The 18,338-nt window shown below is 61.8% G+C and carries 15 protein-coding genes; 11 read left to right on the top strand and 4 right to left on the bottom strand.

Annotated features, from left to right (window positions below):
• Positions 1 to 91: 91 nt before the first annotated feature.
• Positions 92 to 907 carry an undecaprenyl-diphosphate phosphatase gene (gene bacA, locus ACTG2T_RS10015; RefSeq protein ID WP_005355537.1) on the top strand — a complete coding sequence of 272 codons (816 nt, stop codon included), beginning with the start codon at positions 92 to 94 and terminating at the stop codon, positions 905 to 907.
• 66 nt (positions 908 to 973) lie between these two features.
• On the opposite strand, the gene ACTG2T_RS10010 is transcribed toward bacA, so the two are convergent.
• From ACTG2T_RS10010 to ACTG2T_RS10000, 3 genes are all read right to left on the bottom strand, one after another.
• On the bottom strand, positions 974 to 1,669 hold the full coding sequence (locus ACTG2T_RS10010; RefSeq protein WP_236368155.1) for a ChrR family anti-sigma-E factor: 696 nt from the start codon (positions 1,667 to 1,669) through the stop codon (positions 974 to 976).
• The gene (locus tag ACTG2T_RS10005; protein ID WP_005355542.1) at positions 1,662 to 2,231 is read right to left on the bottom strand and encodes a sigma-70 family RNA polymerase sigma factor; all 570 of its coding nucleotides are present in this window, start codon (positions 2,229 to 2,231) and stop codon (positions 1,662 to 1,664) included. The genes ACTG2T_RS10010 and ACTG2T_RS10005 overlap by 8 nt, the downstream gene beginning before the upstream one ends.
• A 140-nt stretch (positions 2,232 to 2,371) precedes the next feature.
• On the bottom strand, positions 2,372 to 2,938 hold the full coding sequence (locus ACTG2T_RS10000) for an LON peptidase substrate-binding domain-containing protein (protein ID WP_101530424.1): 567 nt from the start codon (positions 2,936 to 2,938) through the stop codon (positions 2,372 to 2,374).
• Between the two features lie 310 nt (positions 2,939 to 3,248).
• On the opposite strand from ACTG2T_RS10000, the gene argS reads away from it, so the two are divergent.
• The 9 genes from argS (at position 3,249) to mgtE (ending at position 14,940) form a co-directional block, all read left to right on the top strand.
• Positions 3,249 to 4,994, top strand: a complete 1,746-nt coding sequence (gene argS / locus ACTG2T_RS09995; RefSeq protein ID WP_005355547.1) for an arginine--tRNA ligase — start codon at positions 3,249 to 3,251, stop codon at positions 4,992 to 4,994.
• Positions 4,995 to 4,997: 3 nt separating this feature from the next.
• Positions 4,998 to 5,843: an SPOR domain-containing protein gene (locus ACTG2T_RS09990; protein ID WP_005340771.1), complete on the top strand. Its 846-nt coding sequence runs from the start codon at positions 4,998 to 5,000 to the stop codon at positions 5,841 to 5,843.
• Positions 5,844 to 6,030: 187 nt separating this feature from the next.
• Positions 6,031 to 6,564, top strand: coding sequence for an ATP-dependent protease subunit HslV (gene hslV / locus ACTG2T_RS09985; protein WP_005342555.1), 534 nt, complete (start codon positions 6,031 to 6,033; stop codon positions 6,562 to 6,564).
• Between the two features lie 66 nt (positions 6,565 to 6,630).
• A complete protein-coding gene (hslU, locus tag ACTG2T_RS09980) occupies positions 6,631 to 7,959 on the top strand; it encodes an HslU--HslV peptidase ATPase subunit (protein ID WP_005340773.1) in 1,329 nt (442 codons plus the stop codon).
• Between the two features lie 264 nt (positions 7,960 to 8,223).
• Positions 8,224 to 10,770: a nitrite reductase large subunit NirB gene (gene nirB / locus ACTG2T_RS09975; protein WP_330125295.1), complete on the top strand. Its 2,547-nt coding sequence runs from the start codon at positions 8,224 to 8,226 to the stop codon at positions 10,768 to 10,770.
• Entirely contained in the window at positions 10,770 to 11,087 is a 318-nt protein-coding gene (gene nirD / locus ACTG2T_RS09970) for a nitrite reductase small subunit NirD (protein ID WP_330125319.1), read from the top strand. The genes nirB and nirD overlap by 1 nt, the downstream gene beginning before the upstream one ends.
• Positions 11,088 to 11,143: 56 nt before the next feature.
• Entirely contained in the window at positions 11,144 to 11,956 is an 813-nt protein-coding gene (nirC, locus tag ACTG2T_RS09965) for a nitrite transporter NirC (RefSeq protein WP_330125296.1), read from the top strand.
• A 12-nt stretch (positions 11,957 to 11,968) separates the two neighbouring features.
• The gene (gene cysG / locus ACTG2T_RS09960) at positions 11,969 to 13,369 is read left to right on the top strand and encodes a siroheme synthase CysG (protein ID WP_330125297.1); all 1,401 of its coding nucleotides are present in this window, start codon (positions 11,969 to 11,971) and stop codon (positions 13,367 to 13,369) included.
• Between the two features lie 146 nt (positions 13,370 to 13,515).
• Entirely contained in the window at positions 13,516 to 14,940 is a 1,425-nt protein-coding gene (mgtE, locus tag ACTG2T_RS09955; protein WP_330125298.1) for a magnesium transporter, read from the top strand.
• An 80-nt stretch (positions 14,941 to 15,020) separates the two neighbouring features.
• Here the strand turns inward: mgtE and ACTG2T_RS09950 are convergent, their stop codons facing one another.
• Positions 15,021 to 15,962 carry a hypothetical protein gene (locus ACTG2T_RS09950; RefSeq protein ID WP_330125299.1) on the bottom strand — a complete coding sequence of 314 codons (942 nt, stop codon included), beginning with the start codon at positions 15,960 to 15,962 and terminating at the stop codon, positions 15,021 to 15,023.
• 356 nt (positions 15,963 to 16,318) lie between these two features.
• On the opposite strand from ACTG2T_RS09950, the gene ACTG2T_RS09945 reads away from it, so the two are divergent.
• On the top strand, positions 16,319 to 18,310 hold the full coding sequence (locus tag ACTG2T_RS09945; RefSeq protein WP_330125300.1) for a bifunctional 2',3'-cyclic-nucleotide 2'-phosphodiesterase/3'-nucleotidase: 1,992 nt from the start codon (positions 16,319 to 16,321) through the stop codon (positions 18,308 to 18,310).
• Positions 18,311 to 18,338: the final 28 nt, after the last annotated feature.

The raw sequence follows: 18,338 nt of genomic DNA, 5'->3' as shown, positions 1-18,338 counted from the left end.
TAGCCTCAGCAGTCACAATCGAGCAAGATATGCCGCCCCGAGACCCTTTCGGGGCGTTTTTACATCAACGAAGTTAAGGATTGTTTGTTCGATGACTGACACTTATAGCCTGCTGGTCGCCTTTATTCTGGGCGTCGTCGAGGGGCTGACCGAGTTCCTCCCCGTCTCCTCCACCGGCCACATGATTATCGTCGGCCATCTGCTGGGCTTTGAAGGGCCCAAGGCCGCCACCTTCGAAGTGGTGATCCAGCTGGGCTCCATCCTCGCCGTGGTCGCCGTCTTCTGGCGCCGCCTGTTTGGCCTGATTGGCATTCACTTCGGCCAGAAGCCGTCCCGGGATCACGCGACCCTGTCGCTGGTGCATGTCATCCTCGGCATGATGCCCGCCATCGTGGTCGGTCTGGCCATCCACAGCTGGATCAAGGCCAACCTGTTTGGCCCACAGACCGTCATGTACGCGCTGGTCGCGGGGGGCATCCTGCTGATCATCGCCGAGAAGTTCCGCCCGGCCGTCACAGCTGAAACCCTGGATGACATCAGCTACAAGCAGGCGTTCGGCATCGGTCTGTTCCAGTGTCTGGCCCTGTGGCCCGGCTTCTCCCGCTCCGGCGCCACCATCAGTGGTGGCATGCTGATGGGGATCAGCCGTCACGCCGCCGCCGAGTTCTCCTTCATCATGGCAGTGCCCATGATGGTGGCGGCCAGCGGGCTGGATCTCTACAAGAGCCGCGATTTCCTCTCGATGGCCGACTTCCCGATGTTTGCAGTGGGCTTTATCACCGCCTTCGTGGTAGCGATGTTTGCGATCAAGACCTTCCTGACATTGATCCGCCGCATCGACTTCATCCCGTTCGCCATCTACCGCTTTATCGTGGCATTCGCCGTCTATCTGGTGTTTGTCGCCTGACCGGCAGCCTGCAATGAAATGACAAAAGGGACCTATATGGTCCCTTTTTCTATGGCATCATGGTGCTCAGTAGAGGTGCTGGCTGATGCCGTTCAGCAGCCGCGACAGCCCCTTGGTGAACTGCACCGGCGCATCCTGTACCGTGTAGCAGAGGCAGCCATCGGGCGTATGCGGGCTGTGGGAGTGGCTGGCATCGCGCCAGATGAAATCTCCCGCCTTGTAAAGGGTATCGCCATCCTGAATATTGCCAGCCAGCAGCAAGGTCAGCTCATATCCCTGATGGGTGTGCTCGGGGATGCGACCGCCCGCTTCGATATGGAGCAGGCTGGCGCGAGCCCCCATCTCGTCCAGCGGCAGACTCTGTTGACGAATGGCCCCGATATGGCGCCACTTGGGCGAACGATAACGGGCCAGCACCCGTGGCAAACGGTAGGCCTGACCGGCCACCTCCAGCTCGCCGGGCTGGGCTCGGGGCTGGTCATATGTTGGCTCGGAGAGGGGCTCTGCAAGCGGCTGGGCCAGAATATCCGCCAGCATGGCGTCGAATCCGGCGTCCAGTCCCACTTCATCGCGGGAGTCCACCTCGGGCTCTGCTGGCGAAGCAAGATATTGCTGCGCCAGCTCCTCTTCGAATGTCTTCAGTCGGGCAGCACAATCGGGGCAGAGTTCACAGTGAGCGGAGAGCCCCACCGCCAGCGGCAGAGGGAGCTCGTCGGCGGCGAAGGCACGCAGCATAGGGTCGGTCGGATGGGCTTTAATCATGGCCTTGCTCCACTTGCTCTTTCAGTTTCTGTAGCGCCAGCCGGAGGCGGGACTTGATGGTACCGAGCGGCACGCCAAGGCGCTCCGCCAGCTCCTGCTGGGAGAACTCCTGCAGATAGATGCCGCGCACCACCTGCTGTTGCGGCTCCGGCAGGGTGCCCAGATAGTGGGCCATCTGACGGGTCAGCACCGCATCCTCACCCCCGCTCAGATGCTCCTCTTCGGCCTGAAACTCCAGCACCGGCCACAACTCCTCGGCACAGAGATCCTCCTTGCTGGCACGACGACGGCGCAGCATGTCGAAGCACTGGTTGCGCATCACGGTGTAGATCCAGGTGGTCGGCGCCCCTTTCTCGGGGTGGTAGAGGCGCGCCTTCTGCCACACCAGCAGCATGGTCTCCTGCACCAGCTCCATGGCGTTGGCTTCGCTGCCGAGGTGGCGCAGGCCGTAACTGCGAATACGCGGCGCAAAGTGTTGGAACAGGCGGGCAAAAGCAGCCTTGTCGGCCTGCTCTGCCACCCTGATCAGCAGAGATTTGAGGTCGCCATCCGGGTTATCCATCACGGGCGAAGTCCTGCGTATGGTCGAGTGTGGTTGGCCAGTATATGCCATTGCGCCATCCCTTTGGTGTGCTGTCGAACATGCTGTGGTGATGACTTTTACGGCGCTGCGGCGCTGGCGGATCAGCGGGTCAGAAAAAATCAGTGGCTGGCCACCAGCACCCCCTTGAGCAGGGCGATGGCGGGCTGATTGTCGGCGGCGGCCAGCAGCAGTTGTTTCTGTTCAGGGGGGATCGGCAGCACCTCCAGCCAGCGCTGGGCCACCCAGTTACCATCGTCCCAGCGGGGGGCGGGATAGAGGGCGGCATAGTCTGGATAGTCGGCAAACACCTCCCGCAATGCCTCGACCAGCGGTTGCTGATCGGGATGGAGCCGGCGGGGCGGCCAGGCCGTCAGCGGCGTCACCTCGCCGATACGCAGGCCATCCTGCTCCTGCCACAGATCCTCTATCTGCACCCGCTCCATCCCCTGCACCGTGATCCCCAGCATGCCGTCCGGCAGCCGGTCGAAATCGATGATGGTGACCCGGGTGGCGATGGGCAGCATGTTGCGCAGGGCGTCGGGCTGGCGAGGGTCCACCATGCAGAGGGCAAAGCCGGACTCCCCCGCCTCGGCGATCATCCGCTGGTATCTCGGTTCGAAGATCCGCAGCGGCATGACGCCGCCGGGCAGCAGGTGGGCAGATAGGGGAAACAGCGCCAGTCGCATCGCAAACTCCTCGGTTGGGAACCTCTGTTGATACGCCGGGCCAGAGGGAGGAGATCATTCCCGTCAGCGGAAAGGAAAAACCCTTAACAATCAGGGGAAAATAGCCTGGACAAGCCGCTTCGATATGCAGTAGAAATGGATAAGCACCGTAATTTCCGCCCAATATTCTGGAATATGGCGCCAAACGCAGTGAAATATCCGCCCGACAGCGAGCTGCGGGTCATCCCTATAGTTTTCTCGAGCCGATGCGGGTAAAATTCACGCCCTTATATATCAGTCATTTTTCGACGCGCAACCTTGGTGGTCAGTTATGAAAGAGCATATTCATCATCTACTTGAACAAACGGTAGCCAATCTCAAGTCAGCAGGCGTCCTGCCGGCGGACCTGGAAGCCCGCGTGCAAGTAGACCGATGCAAGGAAAAAGCTCACGGCGACCTGGCTACCAACCTGGCCATGCTGCTGGCCAAACCGGCCCGCAAAAATCCCCGTGAGCTGGCGGCTGCCATCATCGAGCACCTGCCTGCCTCCGACCTGATCGCCAAGGTCGAGATCGCCGGTCCCGGCTTCATCAACTTCTTCTTCGACCAGCGCTGGCTGGCCGGTCAGGTCGAGGCCATGGTGACCTCTGCCAACGCCAACGTACGGTTGCCCGCGCCACAAACCGTGGTGGTGGACTACTCCGCCCCCAACGTGGCCAAAGAGATGGCGGTGCACCACATCCGCTCCACCGTACTCGGTGACGTGGCCGCGCGCGCACTGGAATTCCTCGGCCACAAAGTGATCCGCGCCAACCACATCGGTGACTGGGGTACCCAGTTCGGCATGCTGATCGCCTATCTGGAGAAAATGTCCAACGAGCACGCCAGCGACATGGCGCTCAAGGATCTGGAAGCCTTCTACACCCAGGCCAAGCGTTGCTACGACGAAGACGAAGCCTTCGCCGAGCGCGCCCGTAACTACGTGGTCAAGCTGCAGGGCGGCGACGAGTACTGCCGTACCATGTGGAAGAAGCTGGTCGACATGACCATGGAACAGAACCAGATCAACTACGACCGCCTGAATGTCTCCCTGACCAACAAGGACATCATGGGCGAGTCCATGTACAACGACATGCTGCCGGAGATCGTCGCCGACCTGAAAGCCAAGGGGCTGGCGGTCGAGAGCGAAGGCGCCACCGTTGTCTTCCTGGACGAGTTCAAGAACAAGGATGGCGAGGCCATGGGCGTCATCATCCAGAAGAGCGATGGCGGTTTCCTCTACACCACCACCGACATCGCCTGTGCCAAATACCGTTATGAAACCCTGGGCGCCGACCGTGTCATGTACTTCATCGACTCACGTCAGCACCAGCACCTGATGCAGGCCTGGACCATCACCCGCAAGGCGGGCTATGTGCCGGAATCCGTCCCCCTCGAGCACCACGCCTTCGGCATGATGCTGGGCAAGGATGGTCGTCCCTACAAGACCCGCTCCGGTGGTACCGTCAAGCTGGTTGACCTGCTGAACGAAGCGGAAGAGCGCGCCGCCGCCCTGCTGGAGAGCCGCAACAGCGACCTCTCTGCCGAAGAGAAGGCCAACGTGGTCAACGCCATCGCCATGGGCGCGGTCAAGTATGCGGATCTCTCCAAGAACCGTACTACCGACTACATCTTCGACTGGGATCTGATGCTCTCCTTTGAAGGCAACACTGCCCCTTACCTGCAGTACGCCTACACCCGTATCCAGTCCATCTTCCGCAAGGCCAACATCGATGCCGAAACGCTGACCGGCAACGTGACCCTGAACGAAGAGGCCGAAGAGGTGCTGGCCCAGAAGCTGATCCAGTTCTCCGACGCGGTCAACGGCGTGGCCGACAAAGGCATGCCGCACCTGCTCTGTACCTACCTGTACGAGTTGTCCGGCAACTTCATGACCTTCTATGAAGCCTGCCCGATCAACAAGGATGGCGTGGACGAGGCAACCCGTCAGAGCCGTCTGCTGCTGTGCGCCGCCACCGCCAAGGTGCTGAAGCTGGGCCTCGGCGTACTGGGCATCCATACCCTGGAGCGCATGTAATAGATGGCAACCCGGGATTATGTCGGCAGCCGCCCGCGACGTCGGGCGGGTGGCCGCAATACCAAGAAAGCGGCCCCTCGCCGCTTTCCTGTTATTCCAGTGCTGCTGGTCGTGGCACTGCTGGCAGGCTTTGGTGGCTTCCTTTACATGATCAATGGCAAGGGCAACGATGCCCCCACCATTGAGGAGCAGGTAAAGGCCAACAAGCCAAAAGCGCAGAATAACGGGCTGCCTCAGGAGAAGTGGAGCTACATCGAACGGCTTGAGAACAAGCAGGTCGATATCATAGAGCCGCCGACCCAGCCGGGTGTGCTGCCGCCACCACCGGCAGATACCATGACCCTGCAACCGGAAAAACTGCCGCAGCCGGTGCCGACCGACATTCCCCAACCGGGAACACCCATCGGCCAGCCCAAGCCCTATCAGCCCAATCCGGCGACCACCCCTTCCACCTCGGGTGCACCGGTTGCCAGCGCGCAAGAGCAGGTGATCGACCGCAAGGCCGAACGGGAACGGATGGAGCGGGAGATCCGCGCCGAGCTGGAACGGGAGCGGGCCGAAGCGGCCAAGGCCAAAGCGGCCACTCCGCCAGCCCAGACCGCAGCCGCCGACAGCGGTCGCTATATGATGCAGTGCGCCGCCCTGCGCTCGCAGGATTCCGCAGAGTCGCTCAAGGCACGTATCGCCTTCACCGCCGGCCTCTCCTCCAGCCTGCAGGTGATCAATGGCGCCAACGGCACCGTCTACAAGGTGATGGTCGGCCCCTTCAACGGCAAGGCGGCCGCCGACGCGGCCAACAGCAAGCTGCAGAGCTCCGGCATCAGCGGCTGCATTCCCAAGAAAGGGTAATCCGCTTACCGATGACGCAGGGCCGGATGGCAACACCCGGCCCTGTTCTTTTGGTGCCACCCGCACCCACCCTGTTTGCTACCCCGTTTACCCCGACCAAAGGCAGGGTTGAAAAGCCCGTTTGCCATCCCCATCTTTCTTGCCATGCACAGTCAGGCCGTCATTCGGCTCAAGCGAGGTAAGTAAAGTGACTACCATAGTTTCAGTTCGCCGCAACGGTCAGGTCGTCATCGGTGGCGATGGCCAGGTCTCTCTTGGCAACACCGTCATGAAGGGCAACGCCCGCAAGGTTCATCGTCTCTATAACGGCAAGGTGCTGGCCGGTTTCGCTGGCGGTACCGCCGACGCCTTCACCCTGCTCGAACGTTTCGAAGCAAAACTGCAGGCCCATCAGGGTAATCTGGAGCGCGCCGCCGTGGCGCTGGCCAAAGATTGGCGCACCGATCGCGCCCTGCGCCGCCTCGAAGCGCTGCTGGCCGTGGCCGACGAACACAAATCCTTCATCATCACCGGCAACGGTGACGTGGTGCAGCCGGAGCACGATCTCATCGCCATCGGCAGCGGCGGCAACTTCGCCCAGTCCGCCGCCATCGCGCTGCTGGAAAACACCGAGCTGGATGCCAGGACCATTGTCGAGAAGTCCCTCAAGATTGCGGGCGACATCTGCGTCTTCACCAACGGCAACCACACCATCGAAGTGCTGGACTACGCTGCCAAGTAAGGCCGCCAGCCAAACCCTATTTCCCAAGGGGCGGGCACTGCCCGCCCCGGATACAGGAACACCATCATGTCCGAGATGACCCCGAGAGAAATCGTCCACGAGCTGGACAGACACATCATTGGTCAGGCCGATGCCAAGCGCGCCGTTGCCGTTGCCCTGCGCAACCGCTGGCGCCGGATGCAGCTCAACGAAGAGATGCGCCATGAAGTGACCCCGAAAAACATCCTGATGATCGGCCCGACCGGTGTCGGCAAGACCGAGATCGCCCGTCGTCTGGCCAAACTGGCCAACGCCCCCTTCATCAAGGTGGAAGCGACCAAGTTCACTGAGGTGGGCTACGTCGGCAAGGAAGTGGACAGCATCATCCGCGATCTGACCGATGCCGCCATCAAGCTGGTGCGCGAAACCGAGATGGAGAAGATGAAATATCGCGCCGAGGAAGCCGCCGAGGAGCGCATCCTCGACGCCCTGTTGCCCAACCCGCGCAACACCTGGGGTGAGGAAGAGAAAGCCGACAACTCCAACACCCGCCAGATCTTCCGCAAGAAACTGCGGGAAGGTCAGCTGGATGACAAAGAGATCGAGCTGGAACTCTCCGCCTCCCCGATGGGCGTCGAAATCATGACCCCGCCGGGCATGGAAGAGATGGCCAACCAGCTGCAGGGACTGTTCCAGAACCTGGGCCAGAACCAGAAGAAGAAGCGCAAGATCAAGGTCAAAGAGGCCATGAAGGCGCTGATCGAAGAGGAAGCGGCCCGTCTGGTCAATCCTGAAGAGCTGAAGCAGAAAGCCATCGCCGCTGTCGAGAACAACGGCATCGTCTTCCTCGACGAGATCGACAAGATCTGCAAGCGCGGCGAGAGCTCGGGCCCCGATGTCTCCCGTGAAGGGGTACAGCGCGACCTGCTGCCGCTGGTCGAGGGCTGCACCGTCAACACCAAGCACGGCATGGTCAAGACCGACCACATCCTGTTTGTCGCCTCCGGCGCCTTCCAGATCGCCAAGCCGTCCGACCTCATCCCCGAGCTGCAGGGCCGTCTGCCGATCCGGGTCGAGCTGACCGCGCTGACCACCGATGACTTCGAGCGCATCCTGACCGAACCGAACGCCTCGCTGACCGATCAGTACAAGGCGCTGATGGCCACCGAAGGGGTCAATATCGAGTTCACCAAGGATGGCATCCGCCGTCTGGCCGAAGCGGCCTGGCAGGTCAACGAGCGTACCGAGAACATCGGTGCCCGTCGCCTGCACACCGTGATGGAGCGCCTGATGGAAGATATCTCCTACGACGCCTCCGAGAAGTCCGGCGAGACCTTTGTCATCGACACCGACTACGTCAACGCCCATCTCGGTGCGCTTGTCGAGGATGAAGATCTGAGCCGCTTTATTCTGTAAGCGAAGTTCTGTTTGTAAAAAAACGCCTCCAGAAATGGGGGCGTTTTGCATTTTAAGCCCCAGCCCCCTTCTCTCTATGTCCCACTCGCACCCAGCAGCAAAACACTCAACTGGTATACCTATTTTTGTATATCTTTGAATTTTATCGAATTACCCCTGACGAGATATATAAATAGACACTTGATTTGCATCAATTGTCCGCCCCGACTGACTGGGTAGCCTAGCCCCAGAATGATGTTTTATTACTCCAAACTTGAGGCAACTATGAGCAAAGTCAGACTGGTCGTTGTGGGCAACGGCATGGTGGGGCACCGCTTCATCGAAGAGTTGATCGAGCGGGCCGACCCGGGCCGCTACGAGATCACCGTCTTCGGTGCAGAATCCCGTCCCGCCTACGATCGCGTCCATCTCTCCTCCTACTTCTCCCATCACACCAGCGAAGATCTCTCCCTCGTCAAACCCGGCTTCTACGACAAGCACGGCATCCGCCTGCTGCTCGGCGAAGCGGTGAAAAAAATCGACAGGGCCAACCGCGAAGTGCACTCCAACAAGGGCACTGTGGTCGGGTACGACAAGCTGGTGCTGGCCACCGGCTCCTACCCCTGGGTGCCGCCCATTGCGGGCAGTCAGCACCACGAATGCTTCGTCTATCGCACCATCGAGGATCTGAAAGCCATCCGCAGCGCCGCCAGAAGCGGCAAGAGCGGGGTGGTGATCGGGGGCGGTCTGCTTGGCCTCGAAGCCGCCGGCGCCCTCAAGGCACTGGGTCTCGAGACCCACGTGGTGGAGTTTGCTCCGGTGCTGATGGCCGAGCAGCTCGACGGTCAGGGCGGCCAGCTGCTGCGCCGCAAGATTGAATCCATGGGCGTGCAGGTACACACCAGCAAGAGCACAAGCGAGATCCTGATGCATGGCGGCGAGCAGGCGAAACACCGCCTCGCCTTTGCCGACGGCAGCCAGCTGGAAGTGGATGTGGTGGTCTTCTCCACCGGCATTCGCCCGCAAGATACTCTGGGCCGTTATGGTGATCTCGCCATCGCCGAGCGCGGCGGCATCGTCATCGACGATCACTGCCTCACCTCCGACCCCGACATCTACGCCATCGGCGAGTGCGCCGCCTGGCAGGGCCGCTTCTTCGGGCTGGTGGCACCGGGCTATAAGATGGCCCAGATCACCGTCGACCATCTGCAGGGCGGCGACAGCCGTTTCGAGGGGGCAGACATGAGCGCCAAGCTCAAGCTGCTCGGCGTCTCCGTCGGCTCCATCGGTGATGCCCACGGCCGCACCCCGGGCAGCCACAGCTATGTGTTTCAGGACGATCAGGCTGGCGTCTACAAGAAGATCGTGGTGAGCGAGGACAACAGCCGCCTGCTCGGCGCCGTGCTGGTGGGTGACGTGGAAGATTACGGCAACCTGCTGCAGATGATGCTCAACGCCCTGCCGCTACCGAGCCACCCGGACACCCTGATCCTGCCCGCCTACGCCGGTGCCAAGCCGACGCTGGGGGTGGATGCCCTGCCGGAAAGCGCCCAGATCTGCTCCTGCTTCGACGTCTCCAAGGGCGACATCGCCAAGGCGGTGGCCGAGGGTCACACCACGCTGGCAGCCATCAAGCAGCAGACCAAGGCCGGTACCGGCTGCGGCGGCTGTGTGCCGCTCATCAGTCAGGTGCTCAACGCCGAACTGGTGAAGCAGGGCATCGAGGTCAACAACCACCTCTGCGCCCACTTCCCCCACTCCCGTCAGGAGCTGTTCCATCTGGTCAAGGTGGAGGGGATCAAGAGCTTCGACGAACTGCTGGCCAAGCACGGTCAGGGCTATGGCTGCGAGGTGTGCAAACCGACCGTCGGCTCCATCCTCGCCTCCTGCTGGAACGAGCATGTGCTGAGCCCGCGCAACATCCCGCTGCAGGACACCAACGACATCTTCCTCGGCAACATGCAGAAGGACGGCAGCTACTCCGTCATCCCGCGCATGGCCGGTGGCGAAGTGACTCCGGAAGGGCTGCTGGCGGTGGCCGAAGTGGCCCGCGACTACAAGCTCTACACCAAGATCACCGGCGCCCAGCGCATCGGCCTGTTCGGGGCCCAGAAGGATGATCTGCCGGCCATCTGGCACAAGCTGCTGGCGGCCGGATTCGAGACAGGTCAGGCCTACGCCAAGGCGCTGCGCATGGCCAAGACCTGCGTCGGCAGCACCTGGTGCCGCTTCGGCGTGCAGGACAGCGTTGGCCTCGGGGTCTTCCTCGAGAACCGCTACAAGGGCATTCGCACCCCGCACAAGATGAAGTTCGGCGTCTCCGGCTGTACCCGCGAATGTGCGGAAGCCCAAGGTAAGGATGTCGGCATCATCGCCACCGACGCGGGCTGGAACCTCTATGTGGGCGGCAACGGCGGCATGAAACCGCGCCACGCCGATCTGCTGGCGTCTGACCTCGACCGCGAGACCCTCATCAAGCTGATCGACCGCTTTATGATGTTCTACGTCACCAGCGCCGACAAACTGCAGCGCACCTCGGTCTGGCTCGGCAATCTGGAAGGGGGCGTCGACTACCTGCGCGAGGTGATCGTCGATGACAAGCTGGGGCTGGCCGAGACGCTGGAGCGCGATATCCAGACCCTGATCGACAGCTACGAGTGCGAATGGTCGCGCACCCTCAATGAAGAGGAGGCGCTCAAGCGCTTCAGCCACTTCATCAACAGCGACAAGCGCGATCCGGACGTTCAGTTCGTCGCCGAGCGCGACCAGCACCGACCGGCGACCCCGGCCGAGCGCATCCCCGTCTACCAGATCGAGGTGGAGACCAAATGATGAAACTTGCCTGTCAACTCAACGATATCCTGCCGGGAACCGGTGTCTGCGCACTCATTGAGGGTCGCCAGATTGCCCTGTTCCGCCCGAGCGCGGCGGCCGAGGTGTTCGCCATCGACAACCGGGATCCCTTCTTCGCCGCCAACGTGCTGTCACGGGGCCTGATCTGCGAACACGACGGCGAGCTCTGGGTGGCCAGCCCGATCAAGAAGCAGCGCTTTCGCCTGAGCGATGGCCACTGTTTCGACAATCCCGCCATGTCGGTTCAAAGCTACCCCGTTGAAGTGCGCGACCAGCAGGTCTGGGTCGCCGTCTAACGCCGATTTCACTCTCTTTCGGGCTGCCTGAGGCAGCCCTTTCAAGGACTCACAAGATGTACACGGAAACCATCAACAAGTGCGCCGCCAACGCGGCCCGCATCAACCGCTTCGAGCGCAGCGACAAGCTCGGCTTCTGGCTCAGCTCCGCCATGGCGGGGGCCTATGTGGGCCTCGGCATCATCCTTATCTTCACCCTCGGCAATCTGGTGGATCCGAGCATCCGACCGCTGGTGATGGGGGCCACCTTCGGCATCGCCCTGACCCTGGTCATCATCGCCGGCTCCGAGCTGTTTACCGGCCACACCATGTTCCTCACCTTCGGGGTGAAAACGGGCAAGATCACCATGGCCGACCTGCTGCGCATCCTGCCGCAGACCTGGGCGGGCAATCTGATTGGCTCCGTTGTGGTGGCGCTGATCTACTCCTACGGCGGCAGCCTGCTGCCGGACGCGGGCAGTCTGGCCCACAAGGTGGCGCTGGCCAAGACCCAGGCACCGGCCCTGACCCTGTTTATGAAGGGGATCCTCTGCAACTGGCTGGTCTGCCTCGCTATCTGGATGGCACTGCGCACCGAGGGTGCCGCCCGCTTCATCGCCATCTGGTGGTGCCTGCTGGCCTTCATCGCCTCCGGCTACGAGCACTCCATCGCCAACATGACCCTGTTCGCCCTCTCCTGGTTTGGTGCCCACTCGGATGCCTACACCCTGAGCGGCATCGGCCACAACCTGCTGTGGGTGACCCTGGGCAACACCGTCTCCGGCGCCCTCTTTATGGGCCTCGGCTACTGGTATGCCACCCCCAAGGCCGAGCGCCCGGTTGCAGTGAGCGAAACCACCAGCACCGCCAACCAGACCCGAACCGCCTGATCCGGAGGCCCCATGGACTACTTGCCCATCTTTTGCCGACTCGACAACAAACCCGTGCTGCTGGTCGGCGGCGGCGAGGTAGCGGAGCGCAAGGCGCGCCTGCTGCTGGATGCCGGTGCCCAGCTCACCGTGGTCGCACCCGAGCTCGACCCCGAGCTGGCTGAACTGGCTGCCAACGGCAGCATCGAGTGGCTGGCCGGTGAATTCGCGCCGCAGCAACTGGCGGGCAAGTGGCTGGTGGTGGCCGCCACCGATCGGCGCGAGGTGAATGCGCTGGTCTACCAGAGCGCCAACCGGGCGCGGATCTTTGCCAACGTGGTAGATGACCCGAAACGCTCCAGCTTCATCATGCCGTCGATCATCGACCGCTCGCCGCTGATGGTAGCCATCTCCTCCGGCGGCAAGGCGCCGGTGCTGGCCCGCTTGCTGCGAGAAAAACTCGAAGCCCTGCTGCCCCAGCATCTGGGCGCCGTGGCGGCCTTCGCCGGCAGCCTGCGGGATCGGGTCAAGGCGCGCTTCGCCAGCATGGGGGAGCGGCGCCGCTTCTGGGAGCGGCTGCTCGGGGCGGATCGGCTCGGGCAGGCGCTGGCACGGGGCGATCACGCTTCGGCCAACCAACTGGCCGACAGCCTGTTTGCCGACGAGAGCAAGAGCGCTGGCGAGGTGGTGCTGGTGGGTGCCGGCCCCGGCGATCCGGGCCTGCTCACCCTGCACGCCCTGCGCCAGATGCAGCAGGCGGACGTGGTGGTCTATGACCGGCTGGTCTCGGACGAGGTGATGGCACTGGTGCGCCGGGATGCCAAGCGCATCTTCGTCGGCAAGCAGGCGGGCAACCACTGCGTGCCGCAGGAGGGGATCAACCAGCTCTTGCTGGAAGAGGCGCAGAAGGGGCAACGGGTAGTGCGGCTGAAGGGGGGCGACCCCTTTATCTTCGGCCGTGGCGGCGAGGAGCTGGAGACGCTGGTCGGCACAGGCATCGGCTTTCAGGTGGTGCCCGGCATCACCGCGGCCAGCGGCTGCGCCGCCTACGCCGGTATTCCGCTCACCCACCGGGATCACGCCCAGAGCGTCCGTTTCGTCACCGCCCACGGCAAGGGGGGCGCCCGGGATCTCGACTGGCCGCTGCTGGCCAAAGATCGGCAAACGCTGGTCTTCTATATGGGGCTCTCCTCCTGCACCACCATCCGCGAGCAGTTGCTGGCTCACGGCAAGGCGAGCAACACCCCGGTGGCGCTGATCGAGCGCGGCACCCAACCTTGCCAGCGGGTCATTCGCGGCACCCTCGATGAGCTGCCCGCGCTGGCGGTGGGGGTCGAGAGTCCTGCCCTGATCATGGTGGGTTCTGTGGTAACCCTGGCCGACCGGCTCGCCTGGTTTGGCGAGGCCCCGCAGCGCCAGCGAGCCCTCGCCTGAGGGATTCTCGGCAACTCACCATGAGGCCACCAGCAGGTGGCCTCACTTTTACCCCCCTCTTCTCCCATCACGGTCATAACCTGTTGTTTTAAGTCTGGTATCCTATGGGCATTGGGCCCTTGGCTACCATCTCAGGAATTCATCCCATGTCTCTTCCCATCAAGAACAGCGCCCGGCAGCGCGCGGATGACAGATCCCGCATTCTCACCCTGCTGCTGCGCGATGATGCCCTCACCGACAGCCTGCTCGATCCGCAGGTGGTGCAGGATGCCGAGCAGCGCGATCAGACCAGCGAACTCACTGCGCTGGTCAACGGGTTGCCTGCCGCCGACGTCGCCGATGCGCTGGAATCGCTGCCGCCTGATGAGCGTCATGCCCTGTGGGCGCTGGTGGAGGAGGAGAAGCGCGGCCAGATCCTGGTCGAAGCGTCGGAGACGGTGTGGGACAGCCTTATCAGCGGGATGAGCGACAAGGAGCTGCTGCACGCCCTGCGCACCCTGGATATCGATGACCAGATCTATCTGGGCCAGTATCTGCCGCGCAACCTGATGGGGCGGCTGCTCACCTATATGGCCCCCGAAGAGCGGGATCGGGTGCGGGAGGTGATCCGCTACGGCAAGCACACCGTCGGCGCCATGATGGACTTCGAGATCATCACCATCCGCCCCGAGGTGAGTCTGGCCACGGTGCAGCGCTATCTGCGCCTGCGCGGCAAGATCCCCGCCAACACCGACAAGCTGTTCGTCATCGACCGGCGCAACCACCTGCTGGGGGAGCTGGCCCTCACCACTGTACTGCTGCACAAGCCCGCCACCCTGGTGAGCGACGTGATGGAGCGTGATCCGGTCACCTTCGATCCGGAGGATAACGACGAAGCGGCGGCCCGCACCTTCGAGCGGGATGACTTGCTCTCCGCCGCCGTAGTGGATGGCAAGGGCAAGCTGATGGGCCGCCTCACCGTCGAAGAGGTGGTGGATCTGGTCTATGAGGAGAGTGACACCGACCTGCGCCGGATGGGGGGTATCAGCGAGGATGAAGACGTGTTCGCCCCTGTCTCCAAGGCGGTCAAGACCCGCTGGGCCTGGCTTGCCATCAACCTCTGCACCGCCTTTGTCGCCTCGAGGGTGATCGGTCTGTTCGAGCACACCATCTCCCAGCTGGTGGCACTGGCGGCGCTGATGCCCATTGTCGCCGGGATCGGCGGCAACACCGGCAACCAGACCATCACCATGATAGTGCGGGCGCTGGCGCTGCAGCACATTCAGGCGGGCAACCTCTCCTTCCTGCTGCTGCGGGAACTTGGCGTCGCCTTTATCAACGGGCTGGTGTGGGGCGGCACCATGGGCATTGCCACCTATCTGCTCTATCAGGATGCGGCGCTCGGCGCCGTGATGACGCTCGCCATGATGCTCAACCTACTGGTGGCGGCGCTGATGGGGGTCATTATCCCCATGACCATGACCCGCCTCGGCCGCGACCCGGCAGTCGGTGCCAGCGTGATGATCACCGCCATCACCGATACCGGCGGCTTCTTTATCTTCCTCGGGCTGGCGACCCTGTTCCTGCTGTAAACCGTGCGTTGAAAACAACAAGGGAGCCACTGGCTCCCTTGTTGTTTCAGGCGCGTTTGCCAACCCCTGCCGTTAGCTGCTTATCGCTTGTCAGCGGTGATCAGCAAGCCATTGGTGTCGGGGAAACCGATGATCAGCGCCTCTTTTTTGGCATCCGAGGTAAAGGTGGTGATATAAGCGACGCGGTTATCCATCGCCCGGGCCAGAGCGGCATTCCAGAGGTTTTCGAGCGGCGTGGCTGCAGCGGATTGCTTGAAGTTGCACTTGCCAAACCCGGTCATGGTCAGCTTGCTCAACCCGGCAGTGGCACTCCCCTCGCCCACCAGCGTACAACCTGCCGCCGGAAACTCGATCGCCACCGTCAGCTTGCCGCCGTTGTTGGTGGTATCCACCTTGCCCACCATGTCGCTGCTGAAGCCATCGCTGTCCGTGGCACTCCAGCTGGCCGTGGTCACCGCTTTGGTGGTCAGGGCCGTCACCGCCACATGACCGCTGAAACCGGAATAGATGGGGGAGTTGTCGGAGAACTTGGTGCCAGTCCGGGTGAAATCAAAAACCCAGCGCTTGATCTCCTTGCCCTGCAGATCGATGACCGGCTGATCCTGGAAGGTGATGAGGTTGTGGTCATTGGTCACCGAGCTGAGCGCCGTGCTGGTGCCGAGTCGCTCGCTGTTGCGGATCAACTGCACCGGGTAGATCCCGTCTTTGTCGGCTTTCTGGTCAGCCTGACCCAGCCACTGGCTGTTGGTCTCGACCTTGCCCACCTGATGATCCACCCAGACACCCCAGTGCTGCACGGTTTCACCCTTCGGGTAGACCAGCGCCAGACCATCCAGATCCTTGATCATGCGCGGCGTCGCCTTGTCGCCGTCGCGACTCATCAGATTCGCTTGATAAAGACCCGCCTCCGGCAGGGCCAGTGGCACCCGCTTGGCAATGCTGTTGGCAGCTTTTTCGCTGTCACAGGCAGACAGGGCCGCAGCGCAGGCGATAGCCATCAGCGCTTTGTTGTGCATTTTCATGAGTTTTTATTCCTTGCTGTCGCTTTGTAATTTTTAGATGCAATCAATCGCCGCTGAATTTAAGGGAAAGGTCATCTATCAGTCGAATGGAGATCTGTAACCAACCATTACAGCCTCGCAGGAGCGGCAGGCCGCTTGCCCCGACCGCACAGCGGTGACGACAACAGGGTGACTAACAGTGAAATAGCATTGAGGGTGGCGGCCCAGAAGAAAGACAAAAAACAGATTAAAATCAGAGCCATAACTCTATTAACAGGAGGGTAATTAGCCCGAATTGCCAGCCTGCTCACAATCGGATTCTTTTGCTGTCGATAGAATGCACCACGCTGGCATACCCATAACAAGAGAATCCAACAATGAAAACCACCCTCAAACTGAGCGCGGTGGCAGTTATCTTTTTGCTGTCCGGCTGTGATGACAACAACTCTCAGGCCCCCGGTGATCTCACCCTGCGGCTGATCGAAACTTCTGATATCCACTCCAACCTGCTGAGCTACGACTACTACCAGAACAAGCCGGATGCCTCGCTGGGCTTTGCCCGCACCGCTGTGCTGATCCGCAAGGCCCGCGAAGAGAACGCCAACAACTTGCTGATCGACAACGGCGACCTGATCCAGGGCACCCCGCTGGCCGACTATATCCACGACCAGCAGGTCAAACAGCAATGGCTGAGCAAGCAGACCCACCCCGCCATCAAGGCGCTCAACACCATGAGCTATGATGTCGGCAACCTGGGCAACCACGAATTCAACTTCGGTCTCGACTTCCTCTCAGAGACCCTGAAAGGGGCCAACTACCCCTACATCAACGCCAACGTCTTCCAGGCCGATGCCTTCAGCCGTGATGGCAAGGGCACCATCGACTGGAGCAAGCAGAAGTTCAAACCCTATGTGGTGCTGGATCGTCAGGTGAAGGATGCCAACGGCAATACCCAGACCCTCAAGGTCGGTGTGCTGGGGCTGACTCCTCCCCAGATCACCCAGTGGGACAAGCGCAATCTGGAAGGCAAGGTGGTGGTGGCCGATATGGTCGAGACCGCCGAGCACTATGTACCCGAAATCCACGCCAAGGGCGCTGACATCGTCGTGGTCGTGGCCCACACTGGCATCATTGGTGACCCGCGCGAACCCATGATGGAGAACGCAGCCCTGCCACTGGCCAAAGTGAAAGGGGTCGATGCCCTGCTGCTGGGCCATGCCCACCGCACCTTCCCGGGTGACTACCCCAACATGACCGACGTGGACAACGAGAAAGGCACCCTGGCGGGCGTACCGACCGTGATGCCGGGCGTCTGGGGCAATCACCTCGGCATCATCGACCTGCACATGACCTGGAAAGAGGGTCGCTGGGAAGTGGCCTCCAGCCAGTCCCAGCTGCGCAAAATCGACAGCAGCGCCAGCAGCACCGAAGATCAGGCGGTAGTCGATCAGGTCATTGCCGAGCACGAGCAGGCCAACCAGTGGCTGGACGAGCCCCTCAGCAAGATCACCAAGCCAATCCACAGCTTCTTCGCGCTGGTGCAGGATGACCCCTCCATCCAGATCGTCAGCGACGCCCAGCTGTGGCATGCCAAGAAGCTGCAACAGGATGGTCAGCTCAAGGAGAAATGGCCCATCCTCTCCGCCGCCGCGCCATTCCGTGGCGGTCGCAACGGTCCGACCGACTTCACCTATGTACCGGCTGGCGATATCTCCCTGCGCAACGTGGCCGACCTCTATGTCTACCCCAACACCCTGCAGGTGGTCGCCATCAATGGCGCGACCGTACAGGAGTGGCTGGAGAAGAGCGCCGTCCAGTTCAACAAGATCGATGCCGCCAGCACCGCCACCCAGTGGCTGGTGAACGAGAAGTACCGCACCTACAACTTCGACGTGATCGACGGGGTGAACTATCAGGTCGATGTGACCAAACCCGCCCGTTACGATGTGGATGGCAACAAGGTGAGCGACAGCTATCGCATCACCAACCTCACCTATCAGGGCAAGGCAATCGACCCGGCCCAGATGTTCTACGTGGTGACCAACAACTACCGCGCCAGCGGTGGTGGCAACTTCCCGGGCATCAACGCCAAGGTGATCGTCCATGAAGATCAGTTCGAAACCCGCGAAGTGCTCTCCGAATACCTCAAGGATCTGGCAGAGAAGAATCCGGCCGGTTTCGAGCCTCCAGCAGACAACAACTGGCAGCTGGCCCCCCTGCCCGCCAATCTGGATCTGCGCATCTACAGCTCGCCACGCAGCGAGGCGCAGGCCCTGACCGGTGGCAAGCTGAACTATGTAGAGACCCTGCCACCCACCGATGCCAAACACCCCGGCTTTGGCGTCTACAAGCTGGTGCTGGCACCCTGAACCTCAGGGTTAATCCGGCAATAACCTC

Origin of the sequence: Aeromonas sp. 75A, assembly GCF_051919425.1 — a bacterium.
GTDB lineage: Bacteria > Pseudomonadota > Gammaproteobacteria > Enterobacterales > Aeromonadaceae > Aeromonas > Aeromonas veronii.
The sequence above is the reverse complement of the archived record's forward strand: the minus strand, read 5'-3'. Positions and strand labels throughout refer to the sequence as shown.

Bases quoted from the DNA above. Each gene is read 5' to 3' on its own strand.
- ACTG2T_RS10000 (WP_101530424.1), bottom strand. From the start codon at position 2,938: ATGCGACTGGCGCTGTTTCCCCTATCTGCCCACCTGCTGCCCGGCGGC.
- hslU (WP_005340773.1), top strand. From the start codon at position 6,631: ATGTCCGAGATGACCCCGAGAGAAATCGTCCACGAGCTGGACAGACAC.
- nirB (WP_330125295.1), top strand. From the start codon at position 8,224: ATGAGCAAAGTCAGACTGGTCGTTGTGGGCAACGGCATGGTGGGGCAC.
- ACTG2T_RS10005 (WP_005355542.1), bottom strand. From the start codon at position 2,231: ATGGATAACCCGGATGGCGACCTCAAATCTCTGCTGATCAGGGTGGCA.
- mgtE (WP_330125298.1), top strand. From the start codon at position 13,516: ATGTCTCTTCCCATCAAGAACAGCGCCCGGCAGCGCGCGGATGACAGA.
- bacA (WP_005355537.1), top strand. From the start codon at position 92: ATGACTGACACTTATAGCCTGCTGGTCGCCTTTATTCTGGGCGTCGTC.
- ACTG2T_RS09950 (WP_330125299.1), bottom strand. From the start codon at position 15,962: ATGAAAATGCACAACAAAGCGCTGATGGCTATCGCCTGCGCTGCGGCC.
- ACTG2T_RS09945 (WP_330125300.1), top strand. From the start codon at position 16,319: ATGAAAACCACCCTCAAACTGAGCGCGGTGGCAGTTATCTTTTTGCTG.
- cysG (WP_330125297.1), top strand. From the start codon at position 11,969: ATGGACTACTTGCCCATCTTTTGCCGACTCGACAACAAACCCGTGCTG.
- ACTG2T_RS09990 (WP_005340771.1), top strand. From the start codon at position 4,998: ATGGCAACCCGGGATTATGTCGGCAGCCGCCCGCGACGTCGGGCGGGT.
- argS (WP_005355547.1), top strand. From the start codon at position 3,249: ATGAAAGAGCATATTCATCATCTACTTGAACAAACGGTAGCCAATCTC.
- nirC (WP_330125296.1), top strand. From the start codon at position 11,144: ATGTACACGGAAACCATCAACAAGTGCGCCGCCAACGCGGCCCGCATC.
- ACTG2T_RS10010 (WP_236368155.1), bottom strand. From the start codon at position 1,669: ATGATTAAAGCCCATCCGACCGACCCTATGCTGCGTGCCTTCGCCGCC.
- nirD (WP_330125319.1), top strand. From the start codon at position 10,770: ATGAAACTTGCCTGTCAACTCAACGATATCCTGCCGGGAACCGGTGTC.